The organism is Modestobacter caceresii (genome assembly GCF_000761485.1).
In the GTDB taxonomy this organism is placed as follows: Bacteria; Actinomycetota; Actinomycetes; order Mycobacteriales; family Geodermatophilaceae; genus Modestobacter; species Modestobacter caceresii.
On record NZ_JPMX01000119.1, the window covers coordinates 1 to 16112 of the forward strand.

Here is a 16112-nt window from a genome sequence, read left to right on the forward strand (position 1 = left end):
GCCGCCGTGTCGAACAGTGCGCTGACCGACTCCCCGTCGTGGATCCGCTGCACGGCCTGGGCGAGCGCGGGGGCCACCGACAGCACGGTCAGCTTCTCCGAGGCCCCGGCCGGCACCGGCACGGTGTTGGTGCAGACGATCTCCACGACGTCGGACTGGGCGCCGATCCGCTCCAGTGCACCGGCGGTGAACAGACCGTGCGTGCAGGCCACCCGGATCGTGCGGGCGCCGGCGTCCCGCAGCCGGTCGATGAGCTCCAGCACGGTGCTGCCCTTGGCGATCTCGTCGTCCAGCACGATGACGTCGCGATCGGCGACGTCCCCGATGATGGCGCTGATGCTGACCCGGTCGTCGGCGTACCGCTGCTTGGCGCCCGCCGCCACCGGCACCCCGAGCCGGCGGGCGAAGGCCGCGGCCTCCTTGGCGTTGCCCAGGTCGGGGGAGACGACGGTGGTGCGGGAGAGGTCCAGGGCCCGGAAGTGGTCGGCCAGCTCCCGCAGGGCGTGCAGGTGGTCGACCGGCACGCTGAAGAAGCCGTGCACCTGCGGGGAGTGCAGCGTCATGGCCAGCACCCGGCTGGCCCCGGCGGCCACCATGAGGTCGGCGATCAGCCGGCCGCCGATGGAGATCCGGGGCGCGTCCTTCTTGTCCGACCGCGCGTAGGCGTAGTGCGGCATCACCACGGTGATCCGGGCCGCCGAGGCGCCGCGGGCCGCGTCGATCATCAGCAGCAGCTCGACCAGGTTCTCCTGCACCGGGGTCACCAGCGGCTGCACGAGGAAGACGTCGCGTTCGCGACAGTTGGCCTGCAGCTGGACCTCGAGGCAGTCGTTGGCGAACCGGGTCATCCGGACCGGCTGCAGCGGCACACCCAGCTGGGCGCACATCTCCGCGGCGAGTTCGGGGTGGGCACTGCCGGCGAAGACGGCGATCTCACGCAAGGGGCACTCCGCAGCTGGGGGGAGCCGGTGACGACGTCACCGACTCCGGCCACCGTAACCAGCTCCGGCGCCGCGGTCAGGCCGGGCGGGGTCGGCGGGGGGCCCGGGCGGCCGTCCACCGTGCGGCCGTCGCGAGCGTGGAAGCCGGCCACACCGCCGCCCGGATCCGCTGACCGCGGGAGGAGGACCGGAGCAACGCCCGCCGCACCGTCGTCAGCGCCTCGGTCAGCGTCGGGTCCGGGCCGGGCCGGCCCGCCGGCGGGCCGTACACCGAACGCTCCTGGGCCAGCGCCAGGGTCCGCACCGCCGGGACCGCGGCGGGGTCGGTGGCGGCGAGCCGCTGGGCCAGCTCGAGGGCCAGCTGGCGTGCCGTCGACGTGCCGGGCAGCTCGACGCCCAGGTCGGCGGTGGTCGCCAGCAGCTCGTCCCACAAGGCGCCCGGCCGTCCGTCGGCCAGCCGGGCGGCGCGCTGACGGCGGCGGACGGCGAACGGCACCGCGGCCAGGGCGAGCACGACCAGCGTGCCCGCTGCCCCGAGCAGCCACGGCCTGAGCTGCTGCTGCGGTACGGCCTGGGGCGCCAGCGGCGGCACGTACTGGTCGTCGCGGTCCAGCTCGGCGCTCGGCGCTGCCGGCAGCGGTGCGCCGACGTCCGGTGTGGCCGTGTCCGGGGTGTCGTCGTCGACCGCGTCGGTGCGGGGCGCCCAGGGGAGCTCCACGGCGCGGTCGGCGGCGATCGGGGTGGGGTCGAAGGGGATCCAGCCGATGCCGGCGAACCAGGCCTCGACCCAGGCGTGCGCGTCGTCGGTGGTGACCACCCGGTCGCCGTCCTCGCCGACCTGACCGGGCGTGTAGCCCAGCACCACCCGGGCCGGCACCCCCGCTGCCCGGACCAGCACGGCCATCGCCCCGGCGTACTGCTCGCAGTAGCCGCGCTTGAGCCGGAGGAAGTCGGCGAGGTCGTCACCGGTGGTGCCCTGGCTGGTGGACAGGCTGTAGGCGAAGCCGTTGGCCGGGTCGGTGAACAGCCCGAGCACGGCCCGGACCCGCTCGTAGGGCGACTGCGCCGGGTCGGTGAGCTGGTCGGCCAGGGCGGTGACGGCGGGGTCGAGCTCGGGCAGCGCCGTGTAGCGCTCCACGAGGGGGTCGCCGGGGACCAGCGGCGCGGCGGCCAGCTCCGCCGTGCTCGGCCGCGGCTGCTGGGCGGTGAACCGGTAGGCCAGCCCCCCGGTGGTCACGTCCCGGCCGAAGACGGTCCGGGCGGCGGGGTCGAAGCGCCAGTCCTCGTCCTCGGACCCCAGCACCTGCACCGACAGCGGCGAGTCCAGCAGCGGGAGGAAGCGGTCGTCGTGCTGCAGCACGGTGACCCGGGCCGTCACCGCACGGCTGGACCGCGGGTCGGGGAGCGGCGCCAGCGGTCGGTCGCCCGCGATCGACTCCTGGCCGTCGAGGTTGCTCATCCGCCAACCGCCGTCGCCGCTGTACTCGTCGAGCGACACCGAGCGCAGGTACCCCGGGTCGGCCACCGACGCGTCGACCTGCAGCAGGTCGATCGGCTCGGGCAGGGTCAGCTGGCCGGCCATCTCCGCCACCGGGTCCAGCGACGTGCCCACCCCGTTGCCGGTGCCCGCCCCGCCCAGCCCCGCGGCGAGCGAGCCCTCGGCCAGCATGGGCACGAACGCCGGCACCAGCAGGCCGGCCACCAGGGCGACCACGCCGGTGCGCAGGGCCGGCAGGGTGCCGGTGCCCATCGGCGACCCACTGCCACCCCGGGCGTCCCCGACCAGCCGCGCCCGCTGGTCGGCCCACAGCAGGACGGCGAACCCGGCCGCCGGGGCGGCGAAGGAGATCAGCGCGACCTCCCCGATCACGGTGCTCACCGGGACGCAGTAGAGGACCAGCAGACCGAGCCCGCCCAGCGCCGGCTGGCGGGCGGGGACGGCGAGCAGGTCGACGGCCAGCGCGATCAGGGCGACGAAGACGGTGGTCAGCGCCACCAGCCCGGTCAACGGCAACGCCGGCGTGGCCTGCTCCCGGATCTCCGCGGTGCCGTCCCCGAGCAGACCGGCCAGGTCGGCCAGGCTGCCCAGGGTCGGCAGCACGCCCGCCCAGCCGCGCTCGGGCGTGAAGACGACCGTCAGGACGACGAGCACCAGGGCCACCTGGCCCAGCGGCACCGCCAGCCGGGCCGGGCCGGCCCACCACGGGGAGTCGTCCCCGGCGGAGTCGACCAACCGGTCCAGCAGCGCACGCAGCGCCACCCCGCCCAGGCCGACGGCGGCCACCACCATGGTCACCGGCAGCAGCCACGTGCGGGCGGCGAAGACCGGGTCCAGCGCCAACGCTCCCAGTCCGACGGCGACGGCGACCGCGATCCCGGTGCCCGGCCCGCCGCGGGTGGCCCGGGGCAGCTCGTCGATCTGACCGCTCACGCCGGCACCGGCCCTGCGGCACCGGCCCGGCTGCCCACCTGGCTCCACAGCTGCGCCACGTTCTGGTCCGGGCCGATCATGGCCACCTGCCAGCCGGCCGCGCGGAACAGGTCGCCGGCCTGCTGCTGCCGGGTGCACAGCTCCGCCCGGGCGGCGGGGCCGAGTGCACGCCGGCCCCGGGTGGCCCCGCCGTCCAGCCAGCCCGCCGCGTCCACCAGCACCGCGACGTCCCGGCCCGGGCCCGACCGGGCGCGGACCAGCGCCGCGACGTCCTCGGGGTCGACGAGGCCCAGCAGGCAGATGGCCGGCCCGTCGGCCCCCGACCGGCGCAGCGCCTCCACCCCCAGCTGCAGCCCGGGCTGGGGCGCACCGCCCAGTCCGGCGAGTCGCTCGAGCAGCTCGTCCGGGCCCAGCTGTCCGCGGCCCAGGGCCGGGGTGAGCTCCCCGCCGTCGGTCACCACGCGCAGGGCGGCGCCCCGGCGCAGCAGGTGGGTGCCGATGCTGGCCGCGGCCTCCACCACCCACTCCAGGGTGTCCTGCGGCGGGGCCGGGTCACCGGCTGCGCCGTCGACGCTGCCCCCCAGCAGGTGGACGGTCGACCGGGAGTCGACGAACACGGTCGCCGCGGCTCGCCACGGGCGCTCCTCCAGCCGGACCATCAGCTCGCCGGTGCGGGCGGTGGCGCGCCAGTGCACCAGGCGCAGGTCGTCGCCGTGGCGGTACTCCCGGGTGCTGACGTCGTCCTCGCCGTGCACGGCGATCGACCGGCGGGCGCCCTCGCCGCCGTCGCCGCCGGCGCCGGTCAGCGCTCCACCACCGGACAGCGGGATGACCCGGGGGAGGACCAGCAGGGCGGCGGTGTCGGTGCCGGTCGCGGTGCGCAGCACCAGGCCGAAGGGGTCGACCAGCCGCAGGCTCAGCGGCCCGAGGGTGTACCGGCCGCGCCGGGAGCCGTGCAGCCGGTACCGGAGCGGGGCGGTGCTGCCGCTGAGCAGCCGCTCCACGACGAAGCGCGGCCGCGGGCCCAGGTCGACCGGCAGGTGCTCGGTGAGCAACCACAGGCCGCCCGGGCGCCGGTCGGTGTTGGCCACCTCCAGCAGCACGTCGGCGGTGCCGCCGCGCGGCAACCGGGCCGGGGTGACGGTGCGCCGGGTGGCGACCCGGAAGCGCTGGCGGGCGACCCCGACGGCCGACACCACCGGCAGGGCGAGCACGAACACGGCCAGCTGCACCAGCGCCCGCTCGCCGAGCAGGGCGCCCAGCGCGGCAAGGGTCAGCCCAGCGGCGACCAGGCAGCGGCCGCGCAGGGTGAGGGAGGACGCGGCGTCGGCGATCCGGGTGCGGGCCATGGGCGGGGTGTCCGTCTCTGGAGCGGGCCGGCTCAGCGGCCGCCGTGGACGGGCACCGTGGCGAGCAGGTCGGTGACCACCCGCTGGGCGTCCCGGCGCGCCAGCGCCGCGTCCGGGGTCAGCAGCAGCCGGTGCGCCAGCACCGGCACCGCCATGGCCTGCACGTCGTCGGGGAGCACGTGGTCGCGGCCGGCCAGCGCCGCGGTGGCGCGGGCGGCGCGCAGCAGCTGCAGTCCCGCCCGGGGTGAGGCACCCAGTCGCAGGTCGGGGGAGCGGCGGGTGGCCTCGACGAGCGAGACGACGTACTGGCGCAGCGGCTCGGCGACGTGCAGCCGGCCCACCGCGGCCACCAGGGTCCGCACGTGCGCGGCGTCGACGACCGGGGTGAGCGCGGTGAGCGGGTCGACGGTGGCCCGCCCGCCGAGCATCGCCAGCTCGGCGTCGCGGTCGGGGTAGCCCATCGAGACCCGGGCGGTGAACCGGTCGCGCTGCGCCTCGGGGAGGGGATAGGTGCCCTCCATCTCCAGCGGGTTCTGCGTCGCGACCACCATGAACGGCCGGGCCAGCTCGTAGGTGACCCCGTCGACGGTGACCTGCCGCTCCTCCATGCACTCCAGCAGGGCCGACTGGGTCTTCGGCGAGGCTCGGTTGATCTCGTCGGCCACGACCACGTTGGCGAAGACGGCGCCGGGCTTGAACTCGAACGCCCGGGACTCCTGGTCGTAGACGGCGACGCCGGTGACGTCGCTGGGCAGCAGGTCGGGGGTGAACTGGATCCGGCGCACCGTGCCGTCGATGGTGCGGGCCAGCGCCTTGGCCAGGGTGGTCTTCCCGACCCCGGGGACGTCCTCGATCAGCAGGTGGCCCTCGGCCAGCAGCACGACCAGCGCCAGCCGGACGACGTCGGGCTTGCCCTCCACCACGCGGCCGATCGCCTGGGCGAGCTGCGCCCCCTCGGCCGCCACGTCGACGTCGGTCTCCGGCTGCGTCGCTGCGGCGTCCTGGCCGGTGTCGTGCCGGGGTGCGGAGCGCAGCTCCGTCGTCCCCCGGTCCGACCGCAGCTCTGCCGTGCCCTCGGTCACCCCACTCACGGTACGTGCTGATCAGCGGCGTGCACGGGCGATCCCGTCCCGATGCCGTTCCGCTGCCGCGCCGCTGGCCGTCCCGCTGCCCGGAGGTGGTCGGTGGGGCGCGGTGGAGGAGAGGGGGCGACACGGCGTGAAGTGGTGTCCAGTGGGGGTCAGTGGGTTACTGTGTCGCGCAATGGGGAGGCTGGGGCCACGGACGGTGCCCGGCACGACCACAGGAGGACTGATGCAGGGGGTGATCCGGTGTTCGTCGGCAGCTACCCCCTGCGTCTGGACGAGAAGGGCCGGCTCGCCCTCCCGGTCCGGTACCGCGAGCTGGTGGCCGACGGCATGGTGATCAAGAAGGGCCAGGAGCGCTGCGTCTACGGCCTGACCATGGCCCGGGTCGCCGAGCAGAGCGCCGCGCTGAAGTCCATGGCGCCGGCCGACACCAACGCCGGCCGCATGCACGCCCGGATGAGCTTCGGCTCGATGGTCGAGGTCGAGGCGGACAAGACCGGCCGGATCACCATCCCCGCCACCCTGCGGGAGTACGCCGGCCTGGACCGCGACGTCGTCGTCGTCGGGGTCGACACCCGCTTCGAGATCTGGGACTCCGGCACCTGGGACGCCTACGTGGCCGAGCAGGAGGCCGTCTTCGCCGCGATGGAGAGCGAGGGGATGCCGACCCTGTCCTGAGTCGACCTCCACCCCACCCCACTACGGACCGCACCACCCGAGCGCCCCACCCCGCCCCACCCCCTGGACGAGCCGACTTCCCCGCGGCTCGACCGGACCCGGACAGCGAGCCGACTTCCCCCCGGCTCGACGTCCACCGCACCGACCGCCCCACCCGCCCGGCTGCCCCAGCCCGGCTCCACCTGGTACCGCTTCCCCGGCGCCAGGCGAGCCCGGCGGGGCAGCGGGCCGGGGGAGTGCGCTCGTCCCGCCCCACCCGCACTCCACTGCCCACCACCCGCCCCACTGGGCCCCACCCCTCGCCCAGCCCGCCCCTGCGCCCCGAGAGGAACTCGTCGATGAGCAGCCCCGAGGCCGCCGGGCCCGCGCTGCACGTCCCCGTCCTCCTCGACCGGGTCACCGAGCTGCTCGCCCCCGCGCTGAGCGCACCGGGCGCCGTCCTGGTCGACTGCACGCTCGGGCTGGCCGGCCACTCCCTGGCCCTGCTGGGGGCCCACCCGGGGCTCCGGCTGATCGGTCTGGACCGGGACCCCGACGCCCGCGCCGAGGCTGCTGCCCGGATCACCGCCGCCGGCCACGCCGAGCGCGCCACCCTGGTGCCCGCCGTCTTCGACGAGCTGCCCGACGTGCTGGCCGAGCTCGGGGTCGACGAGGTGCAGGGCGTCCTGTTCGACCTCGGCGTCTCCTCCCTGCAGCTGGACCGCCCCACCCGCGGGTTCAGCTACTCCACCGACGCGCCGCTGGACATGCGGATGGACCCCACCGGGCCCCGCACCGCGGCCGACGTGGTCAACACCTACTCCCGGGGCGAGCTGACCCGGGTGCTCAAGGTCTACGGCGAGGAGCGCTTCGCCGGCCGGATCGCCGCCGCCATCGAGCGGGAGCGCGCCCGGGAGCCGTTCACCGGCACCGCCCGGCTGGCCGAGCTGGTGCGCTCCTCGATCCCCGCAGCCACCCGCCGCACCGGTGGACACCCGGCCAAGCGGACCTTCCAGGCCCTCCGGATCGAGGTCAACGACGAACTCGGGGTGCTCTCCCGGGCCCTTCCCGCCGCCATCGACGCGCTCGCGATCGGTGGCCGACTGGTCGTGATCAGCTTCCACTCCCTCGAGGACCGCATCGTGAAGCAGACGCTTGCCGCAGAGGCCACTGACCGCACGCCGCCCGGCATGCCGGTCCCGATGCCCGAGCACGCTCCGGTGCTGAAACTGGTGACCCGGGGCGGTGAGGCGCCCGGTGACGCCGAGCTCGCCGTCAACCCGCGGGCCGCCTCGGCGCGGGTCCGGGCCGCCGAACGCCTCCGGCGGGCGGCATGAGCCAGCCGGCGCGCTCCGCCCCGCGGAGCAGCAGCCCGCGCACCTCCACCCCGCGCACCCCGACGCCGCGCACCCCCCACGGCAGCACCGCCCGCACCGGCTCGACCCGCGCAGGCACCGCCCGGACGACGCCCGCTCGCGCCACGACGGCCCGCACCACGACGGCCCGGGCCACCGGCCGCGCGACCACCGGCCCGGTGCACGTGCCCCGGGTCGCCCCGCCCCGGCGCAGCGGACCGGTCCCCAGTGGTCCGCAGCTGCGGCTGGTGCCGCCCAGCCGGCCGACCCCGGCCCGCGCGCCCCGCGGCAGCCGGCGGGCGTCGCTGCGCGGTCGCCGGGCGCCGTTCGTCATCGTGCTCGTCGCCCTGCTGGTCGGGACGACACTCGGCCTGCTCCTGCTCAACACCGCGATCGCCGTGGACTCCCTGCGCGCCACCGAGCAGCGGGTCGCGATGGCCGACCAGGCCAAGGAGGTGGCTCGACTGGAGCAGCAGGTGATCGCTGCCGACACTGCTGCCGAACTGGCCCGCGCCGCTGCCGCGGTCGGGCTGGTCCCGCCGGGAGACGCGGCGCACCTGGTGCTGCAGCCCGACGGCAGCTCCGTCCTGCTGGGCAGCGCCACGCCGGCGACGGCCCCCGTCGTGCCGGAGGCCACCGACCAGGAGGCCACCGACCAGGAGACCGCCGACCCGGAGGCGATCGACCCCACCCCCGATCCCGCGCCGACCGACCCCCCGCCCACCGACGCCGCGTCGCCGACCCCCGGGAACTGATCCGTGCCACCTGCAGGTCCACTGCCGCCGAACCGTCCGGTCGGGGCCCGTCGCACCCCGGCGCGGCCCAGCGGCCCGGCCGGGCGCGGTGCTCCGCTGTCCCGTCGCGAGCCCGGGGCGCGGCGGCTCCAGCCGCTGGGGCTGGCGGAGCGGGACCAGCGCAACCGCTGGGGGCTGGCGTTCCTGATCACCCTGCTGGTCGTCGTCGTCGGCAAGCTCGTGGTGCTCCAGGGGGTCGACGGGGCCGCCTACGCGCAGGCCGCCGCGAACGACCGGATGCGCACGTACCCGATCGAGGCCGTCCGCGGGGAGATCACCGACCGCAAGGGCAAGGTGCTCGCCTACTCGGTGGACGCCGAGCGGGTGACGGCCGACCCGACCCTGGTCTCCGACCCCACCCGTACGGCGCTGGCGCTGACCACGCTGCTCGGGGTCCCGGTCGACGAGCTCGTCGAGAAGCTCACCCGGAAGGGGCGCTACGTCGTCCTTGCCGACGAGGTCAGCACCGACGTCACTGACCAGATCCGCGAGCTCCCGGCCTCGACGCAGGCCGGCCTGGTCTTCCAGGACGACCCGGTGCGGCTGTACCCGGCGGGCGCGGTCGGCGGGCAGCTGGTCGGCTTCGTCGGCAAGGAGGGCAACGGCCTGGCCGGGATCGAGCAGACCTTCGAGGACGTGCTGGCCGGGATCGACGGTGAGGAGCGGATCGAGGTCGACGGCGTCGGGAACCCGATCCCCTCGGGCATCGACGACACCCAGCCGGCCACCGACGGCAGCACCGTGCAGCTGACGCTGGACCAGGACCTGCAGTTCGTGGTGCAGCAGACGCTGGACGCCGCCTGCGCCGACGAGGCGACCGCCACGGCGTCGGCCGTCGTCCAGCACGTGCAGACCGGCGAGGTGGTGGCGATGGCCTCCTGCCCCGGCTACGACCCGGGCAGCTACAACACCACCGACCCGGACCTGCTCGGCAACCCGGTCCTCTCCGAGGTCTACGAGCCCGGCTCGGTGCTGAAGGCGGTGACCCTGGCCGCTGCGATCGAGGAGGGCAAGGCCACCAAGGACACGGTGCTGAACGTCGACGGGCACATCCAGGCCGGGGACGTCGTGGTCACCGACGCCCACGACCACGAGCCGATCGACTTCACCGTCACCGGGATCCTCGCCAAGTCCAGCAACGTGGGGTCGATCATGCTGGCCCGGGAGGTCGGCGACGCCACGTTCGAGGAGTACCTGCGCCGCTTCGGGCTCGGGTCGACCACCGGCATCGAGCTCCCCGGGGAGAGCGCCGGCATCCTGCAGGACTCGGCGGACTGGACCGAGAGCCGCGCGGCCAACGTGCCGATCGGTCAGGGCGTCTCGGTGACCACCCTGCAGATGGCGTCGGCGTACCAGGCCCTCGCCAACGACGGGGTGCGGATCGAGCCGCGGGTGGTCTCCTCGGTGACCGCCGCGGACGGTACCGTCACCGACGTGCCGCAGCCCGAGGGCGTGCGGGTGGTCAGCGAGTCCACCGCCGACCAGCTGACCTACATGCTGGAGGCGGTGGTCGGGCCCGGGGGCACCGCGCCACTGGGCGAGATCGACGGCTTCCGGGTCGCCGGGAAGACCGGCACCGCCCAGCGGGCCAACCCGGAGACGGGCAGCTACGCCGGCGGTGGCTACTTCACCACCTTCGTCGGCTACGCCCCGGCCGACGACCCGCAGTACGTGGTGGCCGTCGACCTCGAGCGGCCCACCAGCGACGCCGAGGGCGGCCAGGTCGCCGCCCCGGTCTTCGCCGACGTCATGCGGTACGCGCTGATCTCCGGCGGCGTCGTCCCCTCCGGTGCGCCGCGCCCGGACTTCACCCTCACCGTCCCCTGAACCGCACCGGCGCAGGGAGCCGCCCACCCACCGGCGCGACACGGGGTCAGGAGGTGATCGGGCCGTCGTCCCCCGCGCCGGTAGATTGGACCGTCGTGACCCCGACCGCCGCCGGGGCGGCGTCCCGGCCAGCCGGGAACCGCCCGCTCTCCCTCGCCGATCTCGCCGACCTCATCGGCGTCCCGGTGACCGGCGCGACCGCCGTGGCCGTCACCGGCGTCACCCACGCGTCCGGGGACGTCCGCCCCGGTGACCTCTACGCCGCTCTCCCCGGCGCCCGCACCCACGGCGCCCGCTACACCGCCGACGCCGCCGCGCGCGGTGCCCGCGCGGTGCTCACCGACCCGGCGGGGGAGGAGCAGGCCCGGGCCGCGGGCCTGCCGGTCTGCGTGGCCGACGACCCGCGGGCCGTGCTCGGCGCGGTCGCCTCCCGGGTCTACGGGATGCCCAGCGAGCGGCTGGCAGTGCTCGGCATCACCGGCACCAACGGCAAGACGACGACGAGCTACCTGGTCGAGGCCGGCCTGGCCGCCGCCGGCTGGGCCAGCGGCCTGATCGGCACCGTGCAGACCCGCACCCGGGGCCGGGACGCCGACGGTGCACCGGTCACCACGGAGCTGCCCAGCGTCCGCACCACCCCGGAGGCGGCCGACCTGCACGCGCTGCTGGCCACGATGGTCGACTCCGGGGTGCGCGCGGTGGTCATGGAGGTGTCCAGCCACGCGCTGGTCCTGGGCCGGGTCGGTGGGGTGCGCTTCGCCGCCGCCGGCTTCACCAACCTCTCCCGCGACCACCTGGACTTCCACGGCGACCCGGAGAGCTACTTCCAGGCCAAGGCGCTGCTGTTCGACGGCCGCGCCGCGGTCGAGGTGGTCGACGTCGACGACCCCGCCGGACGGCGGCTGGTCCGCCCCGGCACGGTCACCGTCTCCGGCTCCGGTGCCGGTGGGGCGGACTGGTCGGCCACCGACGTGGCCGCCGTCCCCGCCGGTGGCTCGACCTTCACGCTGCACGGTCCCGGCGGCCGCAGCTGGCCGGCGCGGCTGCGGCTGCCGGGCAGCTTCAACGTGGCCAACGCGGTGCTCGCCGTCGCCCTGCTGGACGCCGTCGGGGTGCCGCCGGAGACGTCGCTGACCGGGATCGCCGAGACCGTCGTCCCCGGGCGGATGGAGCCGGTGGACGCCGGACAGCCGTTCGTCGCCGTCGTCGACTACGCGCACACCCCCGACGCGGTGCAGACCGCGCTGGCCGCGCTCCGGCCGGCGACCCCCGGGCGGCTGCTCACCGTGCTCGGCTGCGGCGGTGACCGCGACCCGGGCAAGCGGCCGGGGATGGGCGCCGCCGCGGCGGCCGGCAGCGACGTCCTGGTGATCACCGACGACAACCCGCGCTCGGAGGACCCCGCGGCCATCCGCGCGGCGATGCGCGCCGGTGCCGACGACGTCCCCGCCGACCGGCGGGCCGAGGTGCTGGAGATCGGTGACCGGCGGGCCGCCCTCGCGGCCGCCGTCGGGCTCGCCGGGCCGGGTGACACGCTGCTCGTGGCCGGCAAGGGCCATGAGACGGGTCAGGAGGTGGGGGGCCAGGTGCTGCCCTTCGACGACCGCGTGGTGCTGCACGAGCTGCTGGCCGCCCACGCCGAGGTGGACGCGTGACCGAGCTTGCGAGGGCACGCATGAGCGCAGCATCGTCGAGCACGCGGCCGACGAGCGCCAGCGAGGTGGACGCGTGATCACGCTGACCCTGGCCGAGGTGGCCGCGGCCGTCGACGGCGAGCTCGTCGGGGACGGTGCGACCGAGGTGACCGGTGCGGTGCTGGTCGACTCCCGTGCCGTGGCCCCCGGCGACCTCTTCGTCGCCCTCCCCGGGGAGCGGGTCGACGGCGCCGACTTCCTCCCCGCCGCCGCGGCGGCCGGCGCGGCCGGTGCACTCACCGCCCGGGCCGACCCGGCGCTGCCCTGCGTGGTCGTGGCCGACCCGGTGGCGGCCCTGGGCCGGTTGGCCGCGGCCGTGCACGGCCGGCTGGTCGACGCGGGGCTGGTGACCATCGGCGTCACCGGTTCCTCCGGCAAGACCTCGACCAAGGACCTGCTGGGCCAGGTGCTGGCCGCCGCCGGTGCGACCGTCAGCCCGCAGGGCTCGTTCAACAACGACATCGGCCTGCCGCTGACCGTGCTCTCCGCCGACGCGGACACCCGCTTCCTGGTGCTGGAGATGGGCTCCCGCGGCTCCGGTCACATCGCCCGGCTGTGCGGGATCGCCCGGCCGACGATCGGCGTCGTGCTCAACGTCGGGTCCGCCCACCTCGGGGAGTTCGGCAGCGCAGAGGTGATCGCCACCAGCAAGGGCGAGCTGGTCGCCGCGCTGCCGGCCACCGGCACGGCCGTGCTCAACGCCGACGACGCGCGGGTGGCCGGCATGGCACCCCGCACGGAGGCCGCCGTGCTGACCACCGGGCTGGCCGAGCACGCCGACGTGCGGGCCACCGGGGTCGAGCTCGACGACGCCGCCCGCGCCCGGTTCACCCTCCTCGCCCGCGGCGAGCAGCACCCGGTGGCCCTGCAGGTCGTCGGGGTGCACCAGGTCGCCAACGCGCTCTCCGCCGCCGGCGCGGCCCTGGCCGCCGGGATGACGCCCGCCGCCGTCGCGCAGGCGCTGTCGGAGGCCGCCCCGCGCAGCCGCTGGCGGATGGAGGTCACCACCCGCGCCGACGGGGTGACCGTCGTCAACGACGCCTACAACGCCAACCCCGAGTCGATGCGCGCGGCGCTGGCCGCGCTCAGCCGGTTGCGCGGACGCCGCCGGATCGCCGTGCTCGGCGGGATGGGCGAGCTCGGCCCCACCGCCGGGGTCGCGCACGAGGAGCTGGGCCGGGACGCCGTGCGCGCCGGGGTCGACCTGGTCGTCTCCGTCGGGCCCGACGCGGCCGGTGTGCACGCGGGCGCCCGGGCGGAACTGGACGCCCGTGGTCGCGCAGGCGACCGCGGGGGAGAGCAGGAGGAGTCCGTGCACCTGCCGGACCGGGCAGCAGCCCGGCGGTTGCTGGGCGAGGTGGTCGGGCCGGGTGACGTCGTCCTGGTCAAGGCCTCGCGCAGTTACGGCCTCGAGGAGCTCGCCGCCGACCTGATCGCCGACGGCGGCCCGGAGGTGACCGCGTGAGGTCCGTCCTCGTCGCCGCCGCCGTCGGGCTGATCGTCTCGATCCTGCTGACCCCGCTGGCGATCAAGGCCTTCCGGCGGCACGGCTTCGGCCAGGAGATCCGGGACGACGGCCCGGAGAGCCACCTGTCGAAGAAGGGCACGCCCACCATGGGCGGCACCGTGATGGTGCTGGCCACGGTGGTGGGCTACCTGGTGGCGCACCTGTTCGTGATCAACCAGGAGGGCCGGGGCGTCACCGCCACCGGTCTGCTGCTGTTGTTCCTGCTGATCGGCCTGGGCACCGTCGGGTTCCTCGACGACTACCTGAAGATCCGCTACCGGCGCAGCCTCGGCCTGAACAAGACCGCGAAGCTGGTCGGGCAGTTGGTCATCGGGGTCACCTTCGCCGTGCTCGCACTGATGGCCGACGGCGAGGACGGCACCGCGGTGGCCACCACGACGGTCTCCTTCGTCCGGGACATCGCCCCGCTCACCCTGCCGACGGTCGCGTTCGTCGCGCTGGCCTACCTCTTCATCGCCGGTTTCTCCAACGCCGTCAACCTCACCGACGGCCTCGACGGGCTGGCCGCCGGCGCCTCGGCGATGGTGTTCGGCTCCTACGTGGTCATCTCGTTCTGGCAGTTCGGCAACGACTGCGCCGGCGGCCTCGTCGACGGCTGCTACACCGTCCGCGACCCGCTCGACGTCACCCTGGTGGCCGCCGCGGCGATGGGCAGCTGCCTGGGCTTCCTGTGGTGGAACACCTCACCGGCCCGGATCTTCATGGGTGACACCGGCTCCCTGGCCCTGGGCGGGCTGATGGCCGGGCTGGCCATCGTCACCCGCACCGAGCTGCTGCTGGTCGTGCTCGGCGGGCTGTTCGTGGCGGTCACCCTGTCGGTGGTGATCCAGGTCGGCTTCTTCCGGGCCACCCGACGGCGGGTCTTCCGGATGGCACCGCTGCACCACCACTTCGAGCTGGCCGGCTGGGCGGAGAACACCGTCATCGTCCGGTTCTGGCTGGTCACCGGGATGGCCGTCGCCTTCGGGCTGGGGCTGTTCTACGCCGACTGGCTCTCCGTCACGGGGCTGTAGAGATGGCGCACACGGACGGGACGGCGGAACGCCCGCTGGGCACGGTGCTGGTCGCCGGGCTGGGGGTCTCCGGCGCCGCGGCCGCCCGGGTGCTGCTGGCCCGCGGGGACGACGTCCTGCTCACCGACGCCGCCGAGCCGGCCGTGCTGGCCGAGCTGGTCGCGGCGGGGGCCCGCTGGCTCGGCGCGCTCAGCGAACCGCCGGAGGACGTCCACCTGGTCGTCACCTCCCCGGGCTGGCGGCCGGACTCCCCGCTGCTGCGGACCGCCGCCGCCCGCGGCGTGGAGGTCATCGGCGAGCCGGAGCTGGCCTGGCGGCTGCGGATCGCGGCCCCGGGCGCAGAACCGGCCCCCTGGTTCGCGGTCACCGGCACGAACGGCAAGACGACGACGGTCACGATGCTCGAGTCGGTCCTGCTGGCCGCCGGGCGGCGGGCGGTCGCGGCGGGCAACGTCGGCCGGCCGCTCATCGAGGTGGTCACCGCCCGCGACGCCGACGGCACCCCCGCCCACGACGCGATCGCCGTGGAGCTGTCCAGCTTCCAGCTGCACTGGTCCTCCTCGATCGCCCCCGCCGGCGCCTGCGTGCTCAACGTCGCCGACGACCACGTCGACTGGCACGGCTCGTTCGACGCCTACCGCGACGCCAAGGCCCAGCTGCTGCGGCTGGCACCGGTCGCGGTCGCCGACGCCGGTGACCCGGTGGCCTCCGGGCTCGTCGGCGGCCACCGGCACCCGGTCACCGTGACCCTCGGCGAGCCCGAGCGCGGCCAGCTCGGCGTCCGGGCCGGCGCCCTCGTCGACCGCGCGTTCAGCGCCGAGCCCGCCGGTGAGGTGCTGGTCGAGCTGGACGCCCTGCAGGTGCGGGGGCCGCACAACACGGTGAACGCCCTGGCCGCCGCGGCGCTGGCCCGGGTCGCCGGGGTCGACGCCGCCGCGGTGGGGCGCGGCCTGGCCGGCTTCCGCGGGGGCGCGCACCGCAACGTGCTGGTCGGCAGCGTCGACGGCATCGACTTCGTCGACGACAGCAAGGCCACCAACCCGCACGCCGCCGGCGCCTCGCTGGCCGCCTACCCACGGGTGGTGTGGATCGCCGGCGGCCTGCTCAAGGGCGCCGACGTCGATCCGCTGGTCGCCGCGGTCGCCCCACGGCTGGCCGGGGTGGTGCTGCTGGGCCGGGACCGGGAGGTGCTGGCCCGGTCGCTGGCGCGACACGCCCCGACGGTCCCACGCACGGTCGTCCCCAGCGGCGACGATGGCGGCGTGGTGACCGATGGGGACAGTGTGATGCGTGAGGTGGTCGCGGCCGCCGTCCGGCTGGCCCGCCCCGGGGACACCGTGCTGCTCGCCCCGGCGGCGGCCTCGATGGACGTGTTCACCGACTACGCGCACCGCGGCCGGGCCTTCGCCGACGCGGTACGCGCGCTGGGATGACC

Annotated in this window: 12 protein-coding genes; 8 read left to right on the top strand and 4 right to left on the bottom strand. The window is 75.8% G+C overall.

What is annotated here, in order from left to right:
* The 4 genes from IN07_RS22020 to IN07_RS22035 form a co-directional block, all read right to left on the bottom strand.
* The coding region (locus IN07_RS22020) for a ribose-phosphate diphosphokinase (RefSeq protein ID WP_036340694.1) at window positions 1-941 on the bottom strand (941 nt) is incomplete at its 3' end.
* A gap of 76 nt (window positions 942-1017) precedes the next feature.
* Complete coding sequence (locus IN07_RS22025) at window positions 1018-3372, bottom strand: transglutaminase family protein (RefSeq protein ID WP_156119343.1); 2355 nt, start codon at window positions 3370-3372, stop codon at window positions 1018-1020.
* Window positions 3369-4721 (bottom strand): DUF58 domain-containing protein, encoded by a 1353-nt coding sequence (locus IN07_RS22030; protein ID WP_036340696.1) that lies wholly within the window; start codon window positions 4719-4721, stop codon window positions 3369-3371. The genes IN07_RS22025 and IN07_RS22030 overlap by 4 nt, the downstream gene beginning before the upstream one ends.
* Window positions 4722-4753: 32 nt before the next feature.
* A complete protein-coding gene (locus IN07_RS22035; RefSeq protein WP_036340699.1) occupies window positions 4754-5803 on the bottom strand; it encodes an AAA family ATPase in 1050 nt (349 codons plus the stop codon).
* 249 nt (window positions 5804-6052) lie between these two features.
* On the opposite strand from IN07_RS22035, the gene mraZ reads away from it, so the two are divergent.
* The 8 genes from mraZ to murD all read left to right on the top strand — a co-directional run bounded on the left by mraZ (window position 6053) and on the right by murD (window position 16110).
* On the top strand, window positions 6053-6487 hold the full coding sequence (gene mraZ, locus IN07_RS22040) for a division/cell wall cluster transcriptional repressor MraZ (RefSeq protein ID WP_036340702.1): 435 nt from the start codon (window positions 6053-6055) through the stop codon (window positions 6485-6487).
* A 338-nt stretch (window positions 6488-6825) separates the two neighbouring features.
* The gene (gene rsmH, locus IN07_RS22045) at window positions 6826-7803 is read left to right on the top strand and encodes a 16S rRNA (cytosine(1402)-N(4))-methyltransferase RsmH (protein ID WP_036340705.1); all 978 of its coding nucleotides are present in this window, start codon (window positions 6826-6828) and stop codon (window positions 7801-7803) included.
* Window positions 7800-8576 (top strand): hypothetical protein, encoded by a 777-nt coding sequence (locus IN07_RS24285; RefSeq protein ID WP_052091630.1) that lies wholly within the window; start codon window positions 7800-7802, stop codon window positions 8574-8576. The genes rsmH and IN07_RS24285 overlap by 4 nt, the downstream gene beginning before the upstream one ends.
* Before the next feature lie 3 nt (window positions 8577-8579).
* On the top strand, window positions 8580-10442 hold the full coding sequence (locus IN07_RS22055; RefSeq protein ID WP_231558531.1) for a peptidoglycan D,D-transpeptidase FtsI family protein: 1863 nt from the start codon (window positions 8580-8582) through the stop codon (window positions 10440-10442).
* Between the two features lie 95 nt (window positions 10443-10537).
* Window positions 10538-12097, top strand: a complete 1560-nt coding sequence (locus tag IN07_RS22060) for a UDP-N-acetylmuramoyl-L-alanyl-D-glutamate--2,6-diaminopimelate ligase (RefSeq protein WP_036340708.1) — start codon at window positions 10538-10540, stop codon at window positions 12095-12097.
* Window positions 12098-12170: 73 nt separating this feature from the next.
* Complete coding sequence (locus IN07_RS22065; protein WP_036340710.1) at window positions 12171-13601, top strand: UDP-N-acetylmuramoyl-tripeptide--D-alanyl-D-alanine ligase; 1431 nt, start codon at window positions 12171-12173, stop codon at window positions 13599-13601.
* On the top strand, window positions 13598-14677 hold the full coding sequence (mraY, locus tag IN07_RS22070; RefSeq protein WP_036340713.1) for a phospho-N-acetylmuramoyl-pentapeptide-transferase: 1080 nt from the start codon (window positions 13598-13600) through the stop codon (window positions 14675-14677). The genes IN07_RS22065 and mraY overlap by 4 nt, the downstream gene beginning before the upstream one ends.
* A 2-nt stretch (window positions 14678-14679) precedes the next feature.
* Window positions 14680-16110, top strand: a complete 1431-nt coding sequence (gene murD / locus IN07_RS22075) for a UDP-N-acetylmuramoyl-L-alanine--D-glutamate ligase (RefSeq protein ID WP_052091631.1) — start codon at window positions 14680-14682, stop codon at window positions 16108-16110.
* Window positions 16111-16112 lie beyond the last annotated feature (2 nt).

Coding starts and splice junctions, on each gene's coding strand:
- IN07_RS22030 (WP_036340696.1), bottom strand. CDS start 4,721: ATGGCCCGCACCCGGATCGCCGACGCCGCGTCCTCCCTCACCCTGCGC.
- rsmH (WP_036340705.1), top strand. CDS start 6,826: ATGAGCAGCCCCGAGGCCGCCGGGCCCGCGCTGCACGTCCCCGTCCTC.
- IN07_RS24285 (WP_052091630.1), top strand. CDS start 7,800: ATGAGCCAGCCGGCGCGCTCCGCCCCGCGGAGCAGCAGCCCGCGCACC.
- murD (WP_052091631.1), top strand. CDS start 14,680: ATGGCGCACACGGACGGGACGGCGGAACGCCCGCTGGGCACGGTGCTG.